At 68.7% G+C, this 17,061-nt stretch carries 12 protein-coding genes and 1 tRNA gene; 9 read left to right on the top strand and 4 right to left on the bottom strand.

The annotated features are described in order from the left end of the window. Window positions 1-155: 155 nt before the first annotated feature. The 3 genes from LPC04_RS12190 to LPC04_RS12180 all read left to right on the top strand — a co-directional run bounded on the left by LPC04_RS12190 (window position 156) and on the right by LPC04_RS12180 (window position 1,953). Window positions 156-443, top strand: a complete 288-nt coding sequence (locus LPC04_RS12190; RefSeq protein WP_275682493.1) for a hypothetical protein — start codon at window positions 156-158, stop codon at window positions 441-443. Between the two features lie 191 nt (window positions 444-634). After that, window positions 635-931, top strand: coding sequence for a hypothetical protein (locus LPC04_RS12185; protein ID WP_275682492.1), 297 nt, complete (start codon window positions 635-637; stop codon window positions 929-931). Window positions 932-1,035: 104 nt separating this feature from the next. Further along, entirely contained in the window at window positions 1,036-1,953 is a 918-nt protein-coding gene (locus LPC04_RS12180; protein WP_275682491.1) for a polysaccharide deacetylase family protein, read from the top strand. A gap of 9 nt (window positions 1,954-1,962) precedes the next feature. Here the strand turns inward: LPC04_RS12180 and LPC04_RS12175 are convergent, their stop codons facing one another. Both LPC04_RS12175 and LPC04_RS12170 read right to left on the bottom strand, forming a co-directional pair. Beyond that, complete coding sequence (locus LPC04_RS12175) at window positions 1,963-2,286, bottom strand: hypothetical protein (RefSeq protein WP_275682490.1); 324 nt, start codon at window positions 2,284-2,286, stop codon at window positions 1,963-1,965. A gap of 52 nt (window positions 2,287-2,338) precedes the next feature. After that, on the bottom strand, window positions 2,339-4,654 hold the full coding sequence (locus LPC04_RS12170; protein WP_275682489.1) for a putative bifunctional diguanylate cyclase/phosphodiesterase: 2,316 nt from the start codon (window positions 4,652-4,654) through the stop codon (window positions 2,339-2,341). A gap of 423 nt (window positions 4,655-5,077) precedes the next feature. Between LPC04_RS12170 and LPC04_RS12165 the strand changes: the two genes are divergently transcribed. Further along, window positions 5,078-6,067: a hypothetical protein gene (locus tag LPC04_RS12165; RefSeq protein ID WP_275682488.1), complete on the top strand. Its 990-nt coding sequence runs from the start codon at window positions 5,078-5,080 to the stop codon at window positions 6,065-6,067. 83 nt (window positions 6,068-6,150) lie between these two features. Here LPC04_RS12165 and LPC04_RS12160 read toward each other — a convergent pair. After that, window positions 6,151-6,241, bottom strand: a tRNA-Ser gene (locus tag LPC04_RS12160). Window positions 6,242-6,471: 230 nt separating this feature from the next. On the opposite strand from LPC04_RS12160, the gene LPC04_RS12155 reads away from it, so the two are divergent. Together LPC04_RS12155 and LPC04_RS12150 are read left to right on the top strand one after the other, a co-directional pair. After that, window positions 6,472-8,742, top strand: a complete 2,271-nt coding sequence (locus LPC04_RS12155) for an arginine/lysine/ornithine decarboxylase (protein ID WP_275682487.1) — start codon at window positions 6,472-6,474, stop codon at window positions 8,740-8,742. A gap of 2 nt (window positions 8,743-8,744) precedes the next feature. Then, the gene (locus tag LPC04_RS12150; RefSeq protein WP_275682486.1) at window positions 8,745-9,689 is read left to right on the top strand and encodes a class I SAM-dependent DNA methyltransferase; all 945 of its coding nucleotides are present in this window, start codon (window positions 8,745-8,747) and stop codon (window positions 9,687-9,689) included. A gap of 4 nt (window positions 9,690-9,693) precedes the next feature. On the opposite strand, the gene LPC04_RS12145 is transcribed toward LPC04_RS12150, so the two are convergent. Further along, a complete protein-coding gene (locus LPC04_RS12145; RefSeq protein ID WP_275682485.1) occupies window positions 9,694-11,556 on the bottom strand; it encodes a glucokinase in 1,863 nt (620 codons plus the stop codon). A gap of 425 nt (window positions 11,557-11,981) precedes the next feature. Between LPC04_RS12145 and LPC04_RS12140 the strand changes: the two genes are divergently transcribed. The 3 genes from LPC04_RS12140 to LPC04_RS12130 all read left to right on the top strand — a co-directional run bounded on the left by LPC04_RS12140 (window position 11,982) and on the right by LPC04_RS12130 (window position 17,048). Beyond that, a complete protein-coding gene (locus tag LPC04_RS12140; RefSeq protein ID WP_275682484.1) occupies window positions 11,982-14,894 on the top strand; it encodes a TonB-dependent receptor in 2,913 nt (970 codons plus the stop codon). Between the two features lie 114 nt (window positions 14,895-15,008). Continuing rightward, window positions 15,009-16,544, top strand: coding sequence for a tryptophan halogenase family protein (locus tag LPC04_RS12135; protein ID WP_275682483.1), 1,536 nt, complete (start codon window positions 15,009-15,011; stop codon window positions 16,542-16,544). Window positions 16,545-16,577: 33 nt separating this feature from the next. After that, on the top strand, window positions 16,578-17,048 hold the full coding sequence (locus tag LPC04_RS12130; protein WP_275682482.1) for a hypothetical protein: 471 nt from the start codon (window positions 16,578-16,580) through the stop codon (window positions 17,046-17,048). The last annotated feature ends 13 nt before the right edge of the window (window positions 17,049-17,061 follow it).

Raw genomic sequence — 17,061 nt, 5'->3', positions numbered from 1 at the left:
ATCGTATGAGCGCGCTGGGCCGCCAGAACGGGCCGCTGGGGCCCCCTGAATCGTTTCAACGAAATACCGCGAACAGGTGATTGCACTAGGTTGCGCAATCTGTCAGCCCGCTAAGATCGCGGTTCGCTATTGCCTCAATCTTCAGGGAGATCTTCATGCGTATTGTTTGCCTCTCCGTCGCGTTGCTCGTGCTGGGCGGTTGCGCGGCCCAGGATGGCGCGGTCAGCGGCGCGAAAGCGCCCGTCACGGTCGTGGCCGATTCGACCACCAACCTCACGCCCCAGACCAAGCTGCATTGCCACAAGGAGACGCCTCCCGGCTCCAACGTGATCCAGAACGTCTGCGAAACGGAGAAGACCGAAGCCGAACGCCAGGCCCTGCAGACCAAGCTGCTGGACATCGGCTCGCAGAACGGCGCCAATCATCACGCGGTCGGCCCCTGAGCCTGGGCGCCGGCGCGGGATGACGCGCCGCCGGTCCCCTTGATCTGCCGACGACGGCGCCCCATCGGGCGCCGTCTTTCATTCAGATTTCAGGAATGGTCAATTGACGCGGGGCGATCTTGTTCGCCGGCGTTCCGGCTCGATGTCCCAGGCACGCCGTCGACGTTTGACGGTCAACCAGGAACATCGCCATGAAATCGACCCTTCTCGTCTCCGCCGTCGCCCTCGCGGCCACCGCTTTTGCCATCTCCGCGCAGGCGCAGACGGGCCGCCCGTCCGCCATCGAAGTCCAGGCCTCCAGCGACGCCCCGCGCACGGTCGCGACGGACGAGGAGGCGGGCTCCTATGCGCGCTACCTGATGTTGAACGGCGCCACGCGTGACGAGGCCCTGGCGGCCGCCCGCAACGTCGATCATCCGGTCGTGCGCAGCCGCCTGGCGGCCAAGGGCCGCGCGCCGGCCGATGCGAAGGCGCCGGTTCGCCAGTGAACCGCGGCGAGGGTGCGGGCGAAGCCTCGGTGGGGCGTCGCCGTCCCTGAGTTTCAAGCGGACTGTCTACACTGGCGGCCTTCCGTCGCCACGAAGGACTTCGCTTGATCAGGACCCTGCCGCGTCATTCCCTCCGTCCATCGCCGGCTGCCCGCCTCGCGGTACTGGTGGTGCTCGTCGCCGGCCTGTCGGCGGGCGCGCGCGCGCAGGACGCCGCGGCGTCGGCCTCGGCGGCGTCCGCCTCAGCGGCGTCGGCGCACGCGCGCAGCCATGCGGAGACGTTGCGCCACACCCACCTGGTGCGCCTGCAGGAGCACCTCGAGAAGCCTGAGGAAGACCTGCACCGAACCTGCCGTTTCGAGAGCGACATCGCGACGCTGCCGCCCGAGGGCGTGGTCGCGCTGACCTTCGACGACGGCCCCGAGCCGGGCCACACCGAGGCGATCCTGGCGGTGCTGGGGCGCCACCAGGTGCCTGCGACGTTCTTCCTGATCGCCGAGAAAGCGAAGGCGCATCCCGAGCTGGCGGCGCAGGAGCGCGCGCTGCCGGGCGCCGTGATCGGCAACCACAGCTGGTCGCACCCGAACTTCCACGACATCCCGGTCGAGGAGCAGACCAGCGAGGTCGACCGCGCCGACGCGCTGCTGCACGCCGACCTCGGCGCGACGCCGCTGTTTCGCTATCCATACGGCAATTCGAGCTGCGACACCAACGAGCGCGTGCACACCATGGGCTACCGCATCGTCGGCTGGCACGTCGACTCCTGCGACTGGGGCTTCGACGGCCCGAAGGGCCTGACGGCCGCCGAGGCGCTGTCCTGCGGCGTGCTGCCCGCATACCGCCAGGACTTCCTCGGCCACGTCGTCGCCAGCGTGCGGGCGCACCGCGGCGGGGTCGTGCTGATGCACGAGACGCAGCACATCAGCGTCGACAACCTCGACGCCCTGATCGTCAAGCTGCAGGCGGAGGGCTACCGCTTCTCGACGCCGGCGGCGCCGGAGTACGCAGCGTCGTTGCGCTGACTGGCCGCGTCAATCGAGCAGGAACAGCGAGCACATCGCCACGGAGACCAGTCCGCCCGCGGCGACGATGGCGCGGCAGCGCAGCATCGGCCCGGCGATCTTGACGAGCGCGACCGTCGTCACGACCCACGTGAAGACGACCACGGCGATCAGGAACAGCATCGGCTCGCCGATGAAGTCGTAGAGCAGCACGCCGGCAAGCGTGGCCGGCAGCAGGGCGAGGGCGAAGCAGCCGGCGTAGAACACGGCGTCCGACAAGCCCACGCGCCGCGCCTGGCCGGGGCGATCCTCGATCTCCATGGCGCCCGGAACCTGGTCGAGCTGGTCGTACATGACTGGCCTCCTTGAACCCGCCACTCATTAACGCGCCGCGGGGGCCGGCTCGTCAAGATGCCAGGGGGAAAACACCGGACCGGTCGGCGGCAGCCTGCTCGGGCGCGAGCGCCGGCCCGGCGGCGCGCACGGCCAGGAAGGCTTCGAACTGGTCGGCCGGCATCGGGCGCGCGAACAGGTAGCCCTGGCCCATCGCGCAATGCGTGGCGGCCAGGAAGTCGCGCTCCGCCGCCGTCTCGATGCCTTCCGCGACGACCTCGAGCTCCATCGCCCGGGCCATGTCGACGATCGCGCGCACGATCGCCGTGGTGCTGGGGCTGGCGAGCGCGTCGCGCACGAAGGACTGGTCGATCTTCAGCTTGTCGACATTCAGCCGCTTCAGGTAGGCGAGGCTGGAGTAGCCGGTGCCGAAGTCGTCGATGGCCAGCCGCACGCCCAGCGCCTTGAGGTTGTCGGCGGTGGCGAACACCTTGTCGGTCTCGTGCATGAGCACGGATTCGGTGATCTCGAGCTCGAGCTGGCGCGCCGGCAGACCCGAATCGCGCAGGGCGTCCGCCACCTGCTGCACCAGGTCGCCGTGGCGGAACTGCAGGATCGACAGGTTGACCGCGACGGCGGGCAGCGCCAGGCCCTGGCGCTGCCACGTCGCGACCTGCGCGCAGGCCTCGCGCAGCACCCAGGCGCCGATCTCGACGATCTGGCCGCCGTCCTCCGCGACCGGAATGAACTGGTTCGGGCCGACCGGCCCGAGTTCGGCCGACGTCCAGCGCAGCAGCACCTCGGCGCCGGCCAGTTCGCCGCTGCGCAGATGGAAATAGGGCTGGAAATGCAGGTGCAGTTCGCCGCGCTCGATCGCGTGGGCGAGCAGCCAGCGCAGCCGCGAGCGCTCGCTGGCCTCGACGTTCATCTGCGGATCGTAGAAGCGGAACGCGTTGCGGCCCGCGGCCTTCGCGCGGTACATCGCGGTGTCGGCGCATTGCATCAGGCCGTCGAAGTCCTCGCCGTCCTTCGGGAACATCGCGATGCCCACGGACATCGACAGCGGCAGTTCGTGGCCGGCGATGGTCGCCCGGCGATTCGACAGCGCCATCACGCGTTCGACCGCCCGCGCGACGGCCGCCGCGGAGTCGACGTCGGTCAGCACGATCGCGAACTCGTCGCCGCCCTGGCGGCAGACGGTGTCCTCCTCGCGCAGCATCAGCGTGAACTGCGCGGCGACGTGGCACAGCAGCGCGTCGCCGGTCGCGTGGCCGAGGGTGTCGTTGACCTCCTTGAAGCGGTCGAGGTCGATGAACATCAGCGCCACCTTCTCGCCGCGCCGCGCCGCGGTCGCGAGCGCCTGGGTGACGCGGTCGCGCAGCAGCGTGCGATTGGGCAGCCCGGTGAGCGGATCGTGATGCGCGAGATGATGCAGCTGCGCCCGGCCCTCCGCGACGGCGCGTTCGGCGGCCAGCAGGCGGTCGCGATCGCGCAGCTGCTGCGTCTGGCGCACCACGGCGCACAGCAGCGCCAGCACGAACAGCACGCGCAGCGGCGGCCGCGCCTGCATCGGGAGGCGGTCGCCGAGCGCGATGAAGCCTGCGGCCGCGGACGTGACTGCGACCATGGCCAGCGGGATCTGCCGCAGCAGCGCCTCGCACAGTCGGTCGTAGCGGGGCGACAGGCTGGGCACCGGGCGCCAGTTCGCCACGCCCCATCCGAGCAGCAGCGCCAGCAGCGAGAACATCAGCGTCATGCCCGTGCCGGGACGCAGCGTGGCGTCGAGGAACGCGAGGCTCCAGGCCGTCCACAGCGCGCCGTAGCCGGCGAGTCCGGCGAGCACCGCGAAGGTCGCCGCCGTCGGCCGCAGCCGCAGGTGCAACTGCACCACGATGCCCGCGGCCGCGGCGGACAGCAGCAGCACCGGATACGCCGTCAGCACGACGAACTCCAGCGCGCTGCGCCGCACGGCGTGCGGCAGGAACAGCGCCAGCGTGAAGGCCAGCACGGCCAGGCCGAACCCGGCGATGTCGAGCGCGGCCGACTTCCATTGCGAGCCGGGCATCCGGTCGCCCACCGTCGCGGCGAAGCCGAGCGCGAAGCAGGGGCTCAGCAGCAGGTAGAGCAGGTTCGGGATGCCGGGGAAGGGATTCCAGCCCGCCCAGGACAGCAGGTCCCAGCTCAGTTGCCCCGCCGCGAGACAGGCCATGCCGAGGGCGAAGCGGCTTCGCACGCGCCTGAGCTGGCCGTCGGCCGCCCGCGCGGCGCGCCATGCCACCCACGCCGCGGCGACGAACGCGCCGGTCCAGTGCAGGCTGTCGAGGATCCAGGCCGAGTCCGAGGTCGGCCTCGACGCGGCCATTGTCCAGGCCGCGAGGACGAGCAGCACGCTCGCGAGAAGGATTCCTGTCGCACGCGTCGGTGGAGTTCCTTCGGACTGCATCAGCACCTGATCCTCGCTCCGTTTTCCTGGCTCGAATCGCTCGCGGCGGCCGCGGCCGGAGGCCTCGAGTGCGGCCGGCGCCCGCGGGCGTCCGACGAAAGAGTCCGATTGCTAGTGTGCCTCAGTCGAGCGGCCGTGCCGCGCCATTCAGGGTCGAAGAACGTCGAATGTGTCGCGGATTCGCGTCCGGCGATGTGCGCGTGCGGCGTCGCGCGGCCGCCGTGTCCGGATACCTCACGGGGCATCGACGCTCGCTCGTCGACGGCGCTAGCGGCGTCGCGCGAGGCGCTCGAGGACTAAGATGCGGCCCAGGCCGAAGCGCGCAGTGCGAATGCATCGCAGTCAAGAGCGCCGGCGAGGAGGAGTGCCGTGCGTGGATGGCTTCTGCTGGCGATCGCCTGGGCCTTGACGATGGCGGCCGGCATCTTTCAGGGATGCGCCTCGGTCGACGCCGCCGAGGGCCCTGAGCGCGTGACGACCGTCGCTTCGGCGATGTCGCCGGCGCCTGCCCCCGCGCCACCGCCGGCTCCAGCTGCGGCACCTGCGCCGCTCCCCGCGCCCGTTCGTGGTCTGGAGCCCGCCGGCGCGCAGGCGACGGCGGCGATCGCGAATCCTGTCGAAGTCAAGTCGTCGGCGGCCCCACATCGGCACGCGCTCGCGAAGGCCGCGCACCCGCCCGTCATGCAGAAGGTGGTCGACCTGAATCCGCCGGCGGCGGGCGCTCCCGAGGGCTTCGTCAGCGCCGGCGACGTGGTGTTCTGGGCCGAGCCGGAGACCGAATCCGTGCAGTCGCACGTCTTTCTCGATTGCACTCCGAAAGGCGTGGCCGCCGCCGCGATCCCGGCCTCGGCGGCGACGGCGGCCATCCCGAATGTCCACTTCAGCCACGTGATCGTCGCCGAGCTGCACGCGGACAAGAAGGACTTCGACATCCCGCGCCCGGTGCAGCGGGCCGTCATCCTGGGCAACGAGGTGGCGCGCCTGACCTGGGACATCACGCCCGTCGCCCACCCCCACAAGAAGTCGGATCCGGACGAGTCGCGCAAGATCTGGGTGACGGTGTCGCCGACGACGCAGGTGGGCAACGAGCTGGTGCCGGACACGACCTTCGAGAAGGACACCTACATCGACGTGAAGATCCAGCATCCGCCCCCGGCGCCCTGGTGGAAGGCGCTGTTCGACTGGTATTCCGCGAACGCCGACACGCTCGACAAGGCAGGCGCCGCCGCGGCGGCCGTTGTCGGATTCCTCGGGACGGCGTGGGCGTCGCTGAAGGCCATGCGGCGCAAGCGTCGGATGCAGGAGGCCAAGGCGCCGGACGACGACTCGCCGTTGCCGTCGATACAGCCGCCTCAGTAGGTGCGCGGGTCGCAAAACAAAAACAGACGCCCGAAGCGTCTGTGGTTGCGGCCCTGAAGGCTTGCAGCGGGCGAGGGCGCCGCTGGCGGAAGGGGCGGGATTCGAACCCGCGGTAGGCTATTAACCTACACATGCTTTCCAGGCATGCGACTTAAACCGCTCATCCACCCTTCCGGGGTAGCCGGCTATTCTAGCTGATGACAGGTGGGGTTTGTCCAGCCCTGCGAGCGGGCGGAGGCGCCGGAACGGCCGGGCAGGGCGTTTGTTGCAGATCCGGGTCGTCCGGGCGCCGATCTGGGGCAAACCCGGCCATTTGACATTGCGCGGAAAGCGTTCCGCCCTACACTTCGCCCTTCGCCCGTTTTCCACCCCGCCACGCCCGCCCTCCGAGCGGGCCACGTGCCATGCTTCGCTTCCGCTTTCCCGTCGTCATCATCGACGAGGACTTCCGCTCCGAGAACACTTCTGGCCTCGGCATCCGCGCGCTCGCCTCGGCGATCGAGAAGGAGGGCATCGAGGTGCTGGGCGTGACCAGCTACGGCGACCTGTCGCAGTTCGCGCAGCAGCAGAGCCGCGCGTCGGCGTTCATCCTGTCGATCGACGACGAGGAGTTCACGCCGGGCCCCGAGCTCGACCCGGCGGTGCTGAGCCTGCGCAAGTTCATCCAGGAGATCCGCACCAAGAACACGGAGATCCCGATCTACCTGTATGGCGAGACGCGCACGTCGCAGCACATCCCCAACGACATCCTGCGCGAACTGCACGGCTTCATCCACATGTTCGAGGACACGCCGGAGTTCGTGGCGCGCCACATCATCCGCGAGGCCAACAGCTACCTCGACGGCGTCGCGCCGCCGTTCTTCAAGGCGCTGATGGACTACGCGCAGGACGGCTCGTATTCGTGGCACTGCCCGGGCCACTCCGGCGGCGTCGCGTTCCTGAAGAGCCCGGTCGGCCAGATGTTCCACCAGTTCTTCGGCGAGAACATGCTGCGCGCCGACGTCTGCAACTCCGTCGAGGAACTCGGCCAGCTGCTCGATCACACCGGGCCGGTGGCGGACTCCGAGCGCAACGCCGCGCGCATCTTCAACGCCGACCACTGCTTCTTCGTCACCAACGGCACGTCCACGTCCAACAAGATGGTGTGGCACCACACGGTGGCGCCGGGCGACGTCGTCGTGGTCGACCGCAACTGCCACAAGTCGATCCTGCACTCGATCATCATGTGCGGCGCGATCCCCGTGTTCATGACGCCGACGCGCAACCACTACGGCATCATCGGCCCGATCCCGCAGTCGGAATTCACGCGCGAAGCCATCGAGCGCAAGATCGCCGCCAACCCGCTGCTGGCCGGCGTCGACCTGAAGACGGTCAAGCCGCGCATCATGACGCTCACGCAGAGCACCTACGACGGCGTCGTCTACAACACCGAGACCATCAAGAACCTGCTGGACGGCTGGATCGACACGCTGCACTTCGACGAGGCCTGGCTGCCGCACGCGGCCTTCCACGACTTCTACAGCGTCTATCACGCGATGGGCAAGGCGCGCGTGCGTCCGAAGGAGGCGATGGTCTACGCGACGCAGTCGACGCACAAGCTGCTGGCGGGCCTGTCGCAGGCCTCGCAGGTGCTGGTGCAGGATTCGCAGACGCGCAAGCTCGACAAGCACCTGTTCAACGAGGCCTACCTGATGCACACGTCGACGTCGCCGCAGTACGCGATCATCGCGTCGTGCGACGTCTCGGCCGCGATGATGGAATCGCCCGGCGGCACCGCGCTGGTCGAGGAGAGCCTGAAGGAGGCGCTCGACTTCCGGCGCGCGATGCGCAAGATCGACGCCGAGTTCGAGGAGGACTGGTGGTTCAAGGTCTGGGGCCCGGAGAAGCTCGCGGACGAGGGCATCGGCGAGGCGGCCGACTGGGTGCTGGAGGCCAACGAGAGCTGGCACGGCTTCGGCAACCTGGCGCCGGGCTTCAACATGCTCGACCCGATCAAGAGCACGATCATCACGCCGGGCCTGAGCGTGGACGGCGGCTTCGACGAGACCGGCATCCCCGCGTCCATCCTCACGAAGTACCTGGCCGAGCACGGCATCGTCGTCGAGAAGACCGGCCTGTACTCGTTCTTCATCATGTTCACGATCGGCATCACCAAGGGCCGCTGGAACACGCTGCTGACCGCGCTGCAGCAGTTCAAGGACGACTACGACAAGAACGCGCCGCTGTGGAAGATCCTGCCGGAGTTCTGCGCCGCCCATCGCCGCTACGAGCGGATGGGACTGCGCGACCTGTGCCAGGCCATCCACGAGGTCTACACGCAGGGCGACATTGCACGCCTGACGACGGACATGTACCTGTCGGACCTGCAGCCCGGCATGAAGCCGTCGGAGGCCTACGCCCGCATCGCGCACCGCGACACCGAGCGCGTGGCCATCGACGCGCTGGAAGGCCGCATCACCACCTCGCTGCTGACGCCGTACCCGCCGGGCATCCCGCTGCTGATCCCGGGCGAGCGCTTCAACCGCAAGATCCTCGCGTACCTGCAGTTCGTGCGCGAGTTCAACGAGCGCTTCCCGGGCTTCGACACCGACGTGCACGGCCTGGTGATCGAGGAAGACAACTTCGGCCGCAAGCACTACTTCGTCGACTGCGTGCGCGACACCCCGTCGCACTGATCGTGGCGAGCGCCGCCGATCACGCCCGTGCGCTCGCCGCGCTCGAGCGTGACGCGCGCGCGCACCCGCGCGATGCGCGCGTCCCGCTGGCGATCGGCCAGACGCTGCAGCACCTGGGCCGGCCGCTCGAGGCGCTGGAGGCCTACGAACGCGCGCTCGCGCTGAACCCGCAGCTGGGCCCCGCGTGGACGCTGCGTGGCCACCTGCTGCGCCAGGCCGGGCGGCTCGCCGACGCCAGCGTCTGCTTCAACAATGCGATCGGCTGCGGCGAGGACGTCGCGACCCACCTGTATTTCCTGGGTGCGCTGGGCCTGGGCGCCTTGCCCGAGGCCGCGCCGCCGGCGTTCGTGCGCGGGCTGTTCGACGAGTACGCCGATCGCTTCGAACAGGAGCTCGTCGACACGCTGCGCTACCGCGGCCACGAGCAGGTCTGCGCGCCGCTCGCGACGCTGCATCCCGCGCCGTTCGCCTCGGCGCTGGATCTCGGCTGCGGCAGCGGGCTCGCGGCGCCGCTGCTGCGGCCGTCGACGGCGCGGCTGGTGGGCGTCGACCTGTCGCCCCGCATGATCGAGCGCGCGGCCGCGACGCGGCTCTACGACGAGCTGCACGTCGCCGAGGCCGTGGCGTGGCTGCGGGCGACCCCGCAGCGGCACGACCTGGTCGTCGCCTGCGACGTGTTCATCTACCTCGGCGACCTGGCCCCGATGTTCGATGGTGTCGCGCGCGCGCTCGCGCCGGGCGGCATGTTCGCGTTCACGGTGGAGGAAGGCCACGCCGAGGCGGGCTACGACCTGCTGCCGACGCTGCGCTACGCGCATTCCGAGGCCTGGCTGCGGGAACTCGCGAGCGCGCGCGGGCTGCGCGTGACGCGCTGCGAGCGCGCGCCGCTGCGCGAGGGGCACGGCGAGGCCATCGTCGGTCTGACGATGCACCTGCAGCGCGTCTGACGCCTCAGTTCAGGTGCGAGATCCGCACGCCCGGCGCGGGCGCGTTGCGGTTCTGCGTGTCGATGCCCGCGTCCGCGCGCGTCGGGTTCTGCTCGCGCTGCACCGCCAGGCCGGTCGACATGATGTCGATCACCAGCAGCTGCAGGATGCGCGCGACCATCGACAGGAACGTCGAGCTGTCCTCGGCATGGTCCAGGCCGATGCACACCGTGGCCAGGCGCGCGAGGCGGGACTGGCTGGCGGTGATCGCGATCACGCTGGCGCCGCGCTCGATCGCGATGCCGGCAGCGCGCACGAGTTCGGCGGTCTGGCCCGAGCTCGAGATGAAGACGGCCACGTCGCCCGGCGCCAGCATCTCGGCCGCCAGGCCTTGCAGCGACGTGTCGGTCTGCGAGATCGCCGGGATGCGGAAGCGCAGCAGCTTGTGCTGGGCGTCCAGCGCGACGACGGCGGAGTTGCCGCAGGCGAAGATCTCGACGCGGCGTGCACCGCGCAGCAGGGTGATCGCGCGGTCGATGGCCGCGGAGTTCAGCGACTCGCGGAAGTGCACGATCGCCGAGATCGTGTTGTCCAGCACCTTGGCGCTCAGGTCGGCCGTCGGCTCGCCGCGCCGCACCTGGCTGCGCAGCACCGGGATCGTGCCGGTCAGGCCGGAGGCGAGCTTGAGCTTGAAGTCGGCCAGGCCCTCGAAGCCGAGCGAGCGGCAGAAGCGGATCACGGTGGGCTGGCTGACCTCGGCCTGGGCCGCGATGATGGCGATGGCGTCGTTCAGCAGCGAGCGCGGGTTGCCCAGCACGACATCGGCGACGCGCCGCTCGGCCGGCGTCAGCGAGTCGCGCGACTGGCGCACGCGATCGAGCAGCGGGCTGTGCGAGCTCGGGTCGGGCACGTGCTCGGCCAGCAGAAGCGACAGGCCGCGGAAGGCCGGGTTGTCGGCCGTCAATACATACGTGGGGATGCGCGCGAGCCAGGACGAGAAGCGGCCCTTGGCCTCGAAGCGGGCGCGGAACTGCGAGCGCTCGAACAGCTCGCCCAGGCGCGGCACGATGCCGCCGCCGATGTAGACGCCGCCGGTGGCGCCCAGCGTCAGCGCGAGGTTGGACGCGAAGCTGCCCAGCATGCCGCAGAAGCAGTCGATGGCGTCGACGCTGGCCGGGTCGGTCCTGGCGACCGCGCGCCGCACGATCTCGGCGGTGGTCAGGCGCTGGCCGCCCTGCGCGGTGCCGGCGGTGAGCGCCTCGTGGATCAGCTCGATGCCGGGGCCCGAGATCAGCCGCTCGGCCGACACGTGCGGCAGGTGCTTCCACGCGTGCTGCAGCACCTTCAGCTCGCGCTCGTCGTTGGGGGCGAAGCTGACGTGGCCGCCTTCGGTGGCGAGCGTCGACCAGCGATCCTCGGCCGGGATGAGGCCCGACACGCCCATGCCCGTGCCCGGGCCGAGCAGCGCGATCGCGCCGTCGGGTTGCGCCTCGCCGCCGCCGACCTGCACGCGCTGGCCCGGCTGCAGGCCGGGCAGCGCCATCGCCAGCGCGGTGAAGTTGTTGACCACCAGCAGCGTGGCCAGTCCGAGCTGCTGGCGCACGCGTTCGATCGAGAACGCCCAGTCGCGGTTGGTCATCTGCACCGCGTCGCCGTTGATCGGATTGGCGATGGCGATGGCCGCGTGGCGCGGCGGCGGCCCCTCGAGGCCGCGCAGGTAGGCCTGGACGACATCGGCGAAACCGGCGAAGTCGGCGCACGGGAACACGACCACGTGGTTGAAGTGGCCCGGCGAGTCCTCGACGCAGAAGCGCGCGTAGGTGGCGCCGATGTCGGCGAGCAGTCGCGGCTCCGAGGCGGAGGCCGGTGACCAGGGGCTGTCTTTCACGTCTTGGGTGCTTTCCGCGTTCATGCGCTGATTGTCGGGCCTGCGCGGGCGGTTTTCGCGGCGAACGGAAGCGGTTCCATTCGAGATGCGAGGCCGCTGCCCATGTCGGTTGGCTACAAAACTCCAGCACGATAAGTAATTGAGCTACATCTGCGTCCTGGGGGGAACCAGCAGGACTATGCATCAATGCGGTGCGACCCCCGTGTTTCTACCCGTGTCGCGGGCGCCGAAATGGCGCGTTTAGCAGGCGAATCACCCTTGCAAACGCGTAAAAGATCAGTAAACTTCTGTCGAGAATCAGATGATCTAGTTTTAATACATCCGATTTTTGGCCTTCAGCGAAGGGGGGTCGTTTGACTACAAACACTTCGTATCGACCGGATGGCGCACCTGGCGACCGTCCGCAGAACTTAGGAGACAAGCTGGTGAAAAACTCAACGGGCAAGCGTTCGGCTGCTGCTTTCAAGCTCAAGCCGACCATGGCATTCGCAGGTCAAGCCACGGCGGGCGCCTTCTGGGCGCTGGCGGCCACCGGAGCGGCATACGCGCAAGCCGCGCCATCTCCGGCTCCTGCGGCGTCCGCGACGGCACCGGCTTCCGAGCCGGGGGCCGTAACGCCGATGGTCGGCGGCAAGGCGCCCCCGGGCGAGCAGCAGGTCGTCGTCACCGGCATCCGCCGCGGCATCGAGGCGGCCATCTCGGTCAAGAAGAACTCCGACCAGATCGTGGAAGCGATCTCGGCCGAGGACATCGGCAAGCTGCCCGACACGACCGTGGCCGAATCGCTGGCGCACTTGCCCGGTGTCACCGCGCAGCGCGACCGCAACGGCGTCGCCACCAACGTCAACATCCGCGGCCTCAGCGCCGATTTCAATGGCTACCTGCTGAACGGCCGCGAGCAGACCTCCACCGGCGACAGCCGCACGGTGGACCTGAGCGTCTATCCCGCCGAACTGCTCGCCGGCGCGACGGTCTACAAGACCAGCGATGCCAGCGTGGTCACGGCCGGCCTGGCGGGCACCATCGACAACAAGCTGGTCGACCCGCTTGCATTCCCCGACCGCGTCATCGCGGTCTCGGGGCAGAAGGGACACCCGAGCATCGGCCTCAAGCCCCACGGCGACAACAACCGCGAGAGCATCACCTACATCGACCAGTTCGCAGACCGCAAGATCGGCCTGGCGATCGGGTTCGTGCGCTCGGACGGCAGCAGCACGCAACTGGGCGTGACGAGCTGGGCCAGCACGAACATCAACGCACACGCCGCGGGCGACGAGTCGTCCACTTGCGTTGCCCCGACGTGCCAGACCGGCACCAACCTGCCGTTCGGCGGCGGCATGGGCTTCGACTCGGAGAAGTACACCGACAAGCGCACCGGCACGGCCGCGATCCTCGAGTTCAGGCCGAACGACCGCTTCAAGACCGAGCTCGACATCTACCACGCGCAGATCAACACCGACACGCACCACACGACGATCAAGGCGCCGCTGCCCGGCGACGTCTACGACGCGACGGTCGATTCGGCGACGAAGCAGATCACCTCGGGCACCTATCACCTCGGCGCCAACCCCGGCGGCCTGATCGACTACACCGAGAACGTGTTCGACGACGACACGCTGCAGTCGCTCGGCTGGCGCAGCGACCTGAAGATCAACGACACCTGGCGCGCGAGCCTGGACGTCAACCAGAACAAGGCCCGCCGCATCGAGCGCGACATCGAGGCGTACGCCGGCATCACGCAGGCCGACGACGTCAGCTTCACGCTGCCGGTCGGTGGCGTGGTGCCGCACCTCAGCGTGCTCGCGCCCACCAGCTACACGTCTCCCGGCACCATCGTCATCCGCGACCAGAGCGGCTGGAGCGGCATCACGGGCGTTCCGCAGGACGGCTACGACAAGGGCCCGACGACCATCGACAAGCTCTCCGCCGTGCGCCTGGACTTCACGCACGACCTGGCCGGCAACTCCTGGTTCAGCGACCTGCAGTTCGGCGCCAACTGGAGCGAGCGCTCGAAGAATCGCACCGCGGTCGAGGCGCTGATCGTCGCCGACACGCCCGACGGCACCGGCACCATCCCGTTCCCGTCGGGCTCCTATGTCGTCCCCAACGTGGGCGGCACCGGCCTGGATCTGCTCAGCTTCAATCCGACGGCCGATCTCTGGCCCGGCGCCCGCCTGCAGCAGAAGTTCAACAACGACATCCTGTCCAAGAGCTGGAACGTCACCGAGAACGTGACCACCGGCTACGGCAAGCTCGACATCGACAGCCAGGTCGGCCAGATCCCGGTGCGCGGGAACGTCGGCCTCCAGGTTGTCTACACCAACCAGCACTCGCAGGGCTTCCGCGCGAACGCCGGGCCCGACGTCACCCTGACCAACCCGGCCGCCGGGCTCTCGACCGCAGGCACGCGCTACACCGACTACCTGCCTTCGCTGAACCTCGTCGGCGACCTGGGCAACGGCAACACGCTGCGCTTCGGCGCCAGCGAGCAGATCGCGCGGCCGGACATGACGGACCTGCGCAACTCGTATGCCGTCGGCGGCGACACGACGAACAACATCGAGACGTCCTCCTCGGGCAACCCGTACCTCAAGCCCTTCAAGGCCAAGGCGCTCGACCTGTCGTACGAGAAGTACTTCGCCAATCGTGCGTACTTCGCGGGCGCCGTCTTCTTCAAGAAGCTCGACACCTACATCACGCAGCAGTCGGCGATCGTCGACTTGCAGAGTGCGGCTGCCGCCGTCGGCCAGACGTCGATTCCCGTCGGCTTCAAGAACGGCTGGATCGGTCCGTACACGGAGGCCGTCAACGGCCACGGCGGCAACGTCAAGGGCATCGAGTTGTCGGCATCGCTGCCGTTCAACCTGCTGACGCGCTATGCCGACGGCTTCGGTACCTCGCTGAGCTATTCGAACACGACGAGCTCGATCCGCCAGCCCAACGTCATCGGCCTGAATCCCACCCAGACCATCCCCGGCACCGGCGGCACCATCGGCCTGCCCGGCCTGTCGCACATCAACGAGAAGATCGAGCTGTACTTCGAGAAGTGGGGCTTCAGCGCCTTCGTCTCGGACACCTACCGTTCCGCGTACATCGGTCCTGTGGCCAACACCACGGTCGGCGGCTATCCGACGCTGATCAACATCGCGTCGCAGAAGTGGATCTCCGCGCAGATGGGCTACGAGTTCCAGTCGGGCTGGCTCAAGGGCCTGGGCTTCCGTGTCGAGGGCAACAACCTCAACAAGCCCAAGTACACGGAGTACAAGGCCGACCACACGGTCAACCAGCAGAACGAGACCGGCGCGTCGATCGACCTGCGCGTGTCCTACAAGCTCTGAGGCCGCTTACGGACGTCCGGCGCTGGCGTAAAGTCGACGCCTGAACGACGTCCGACCCGAACCCTTGCGCGACGACGTCACGCAAGGGTTTCTTCGTTTCATGAGAGGCTTTCGATGAGTGAAGTGAGCCAAGCAGATCCGCTCGACATCGTGATCGTCGGCGGCGGGACGTCGGGCTGGATGACGGCTGCGGCGTTCTCCAAGGTGCTCAAGGGCAGGTACCGCATCACGCTGGTCGAGTCCGACGAGATCGGCACCGTGGGCGTGGGCGAATCGACGATCCCGATGATCTCGCTGTTCAACCGCATGCTCGAGATCGACGAGAACGAGTTCATGCGCGAGACCCAGGCCACGTTCAAGCTGGGCATCGAGTTCGTCGACTGGGGCCGAATCGGCGATCGCTACATCCACGGCTTTGGCGTGATCGGGCAGGACAACTGGACGGTCGACTTCCACCAGTACTGGCTCAAGCAATACATGGCGGGCAAGGCGAAGCGCCTGGAGCACTATGCGATCAACACCGCGGCCTGCCTGCAGGGCAAGTTCATGCGTCCGCGGGCGGACATGCCGAAGTCCCCGCTGTCGCAGATCGCGTACGCGTTCCACTTCGACGCCAGCCTCTACGCGCGATACCTCAGGCGGTATGCCGAGGCGCGCGGCGTCGAGCGCGTCGAGGGCCGGATCACCGATGTCGAGCTGCGCGAGGGCGACGGCCACGTGGCGTCCGTCACCTTGCAGTCCGGTCGCAAGATCGCGGGCGACCTGTTCATCGACTGCTCGGGCTTCCGCGCGCTGCTGATCGAGGGCGCGCTCAAGACCGGCTTCGAGGACTGGTCGCACTGGCTGCCCTGCGACCGCGCGGTCGCCGTCCCCTGCAAGCCGGTGCCCGAGCTCACGCCCTACACGCGGGCGACGGCGCGCCCGGCGGGATGGCAGTGGCGCATCGCGCTGCAGCACCGCATCGGCAACGGGCATGTCTATTCGAGCGGCTTCATGAGCGACGACGAGGCGATCCGCCTGCTGCTGGCCGGCCTCGACGGCGAGCCGCTCGGCGAGCCGCGTCCGTTGCGCTTCAAGGCCGGGCGCCGCAAGCAGGCCTGGAACCGCAACGTCGTCTCGATCGGCCTGGCCTCGGGCTTCCTCGAACCGCTGGAATCGACCAGCATCCACCTCGTGCAGATGGGCATCGCGCACCTGCTGACCTACTTTCCGTCGTCCGGCTTCGATGCGGCCGACCGCGACCAGTACAACCGCACCATCCAGCAGGAGTACGAGTGGATCCGCGATTTCATCATCCTGCACTTCAAGGCCACCGAGCGCGACGACACGCCGTTCTGGAACCATTGCCGCGAGATGACGGTGCCGGATTCGCTGCAGGAGCGCATGGACCTGTTCCGGGCCAGCGGCCGCGTCCTGCGCATGGGAGACGAGCTGTTCGCCAAGCCGAGCTGGGTGCAGGTGATGCACGGCCAGCGCGTCCACCCCCGCACGTATCACCCGCTGACCGACCTCATCGCGGAGCCGGAGATCCAGACCTACATCGAGGAGGTCGAGAGCGTGATCGCCAATTGCGTCAAGCTCATGCCCACGCACAACCAGTTCGTCGCGCAGTTCTGCCCGGCAGAACCGGTCACGAAGGTCGCGGCCTGATCCGCGGCCGGACACATCAAGGAGAGTTCCCCCATGTTGCCTCGTCTCACTGCGCGTGCCGCCGTGTTGATCCTGCTCTCGCTGGCCGGTTGTGCGAGCGGCCCCGGCGTCGCGATACTGACCTATGAAACCCAGCCTGCCGGCGCGACGCTGTACGAAGGCGGCCAGGCCATCGGCGTGGCGCCGCAGGAGCGGCGCTACAGCGGCGATCCGCAGACGGGCGCCGTCCGGACGCCGGAGGTCACGGCCGTGTGGCCCAGCGGCGCGAAGACGACGTTCTGGACCAACCTGCACGTGGGCGACGACCGCGTCACGACGCTGCAGCGTCCATCGAATGCGCCGAACCTGGCGCTCGACCAGGACAACGCCGCCAAGTTCACCGACCAGGCCAAGCGCGACGAGGCGCGTGCCAAGGCCTCGCTGATGACCGACCAGGCGCGCAACTCCGCGCGCTGCAAGGTGCAGCAGCAGACCGGCCACGTGGGCGTCGACGATTGCCAGTGAGCGGTCGGCGCGC

It is taken from the genome of Scleromatobacter humisilvae, assembly GCF_023231945.1.
Taxonomy (GTDB): Bacteria; Pseudomonadota; Gammaproteobacteria; order Burkholderiales; family Burkholderiaceae_C; genus Scleromatobacter; species Scleromatobacter humisilvae.
This window is presented reverse-complemented; position numbering and strand designations above follow the sequence as displayed.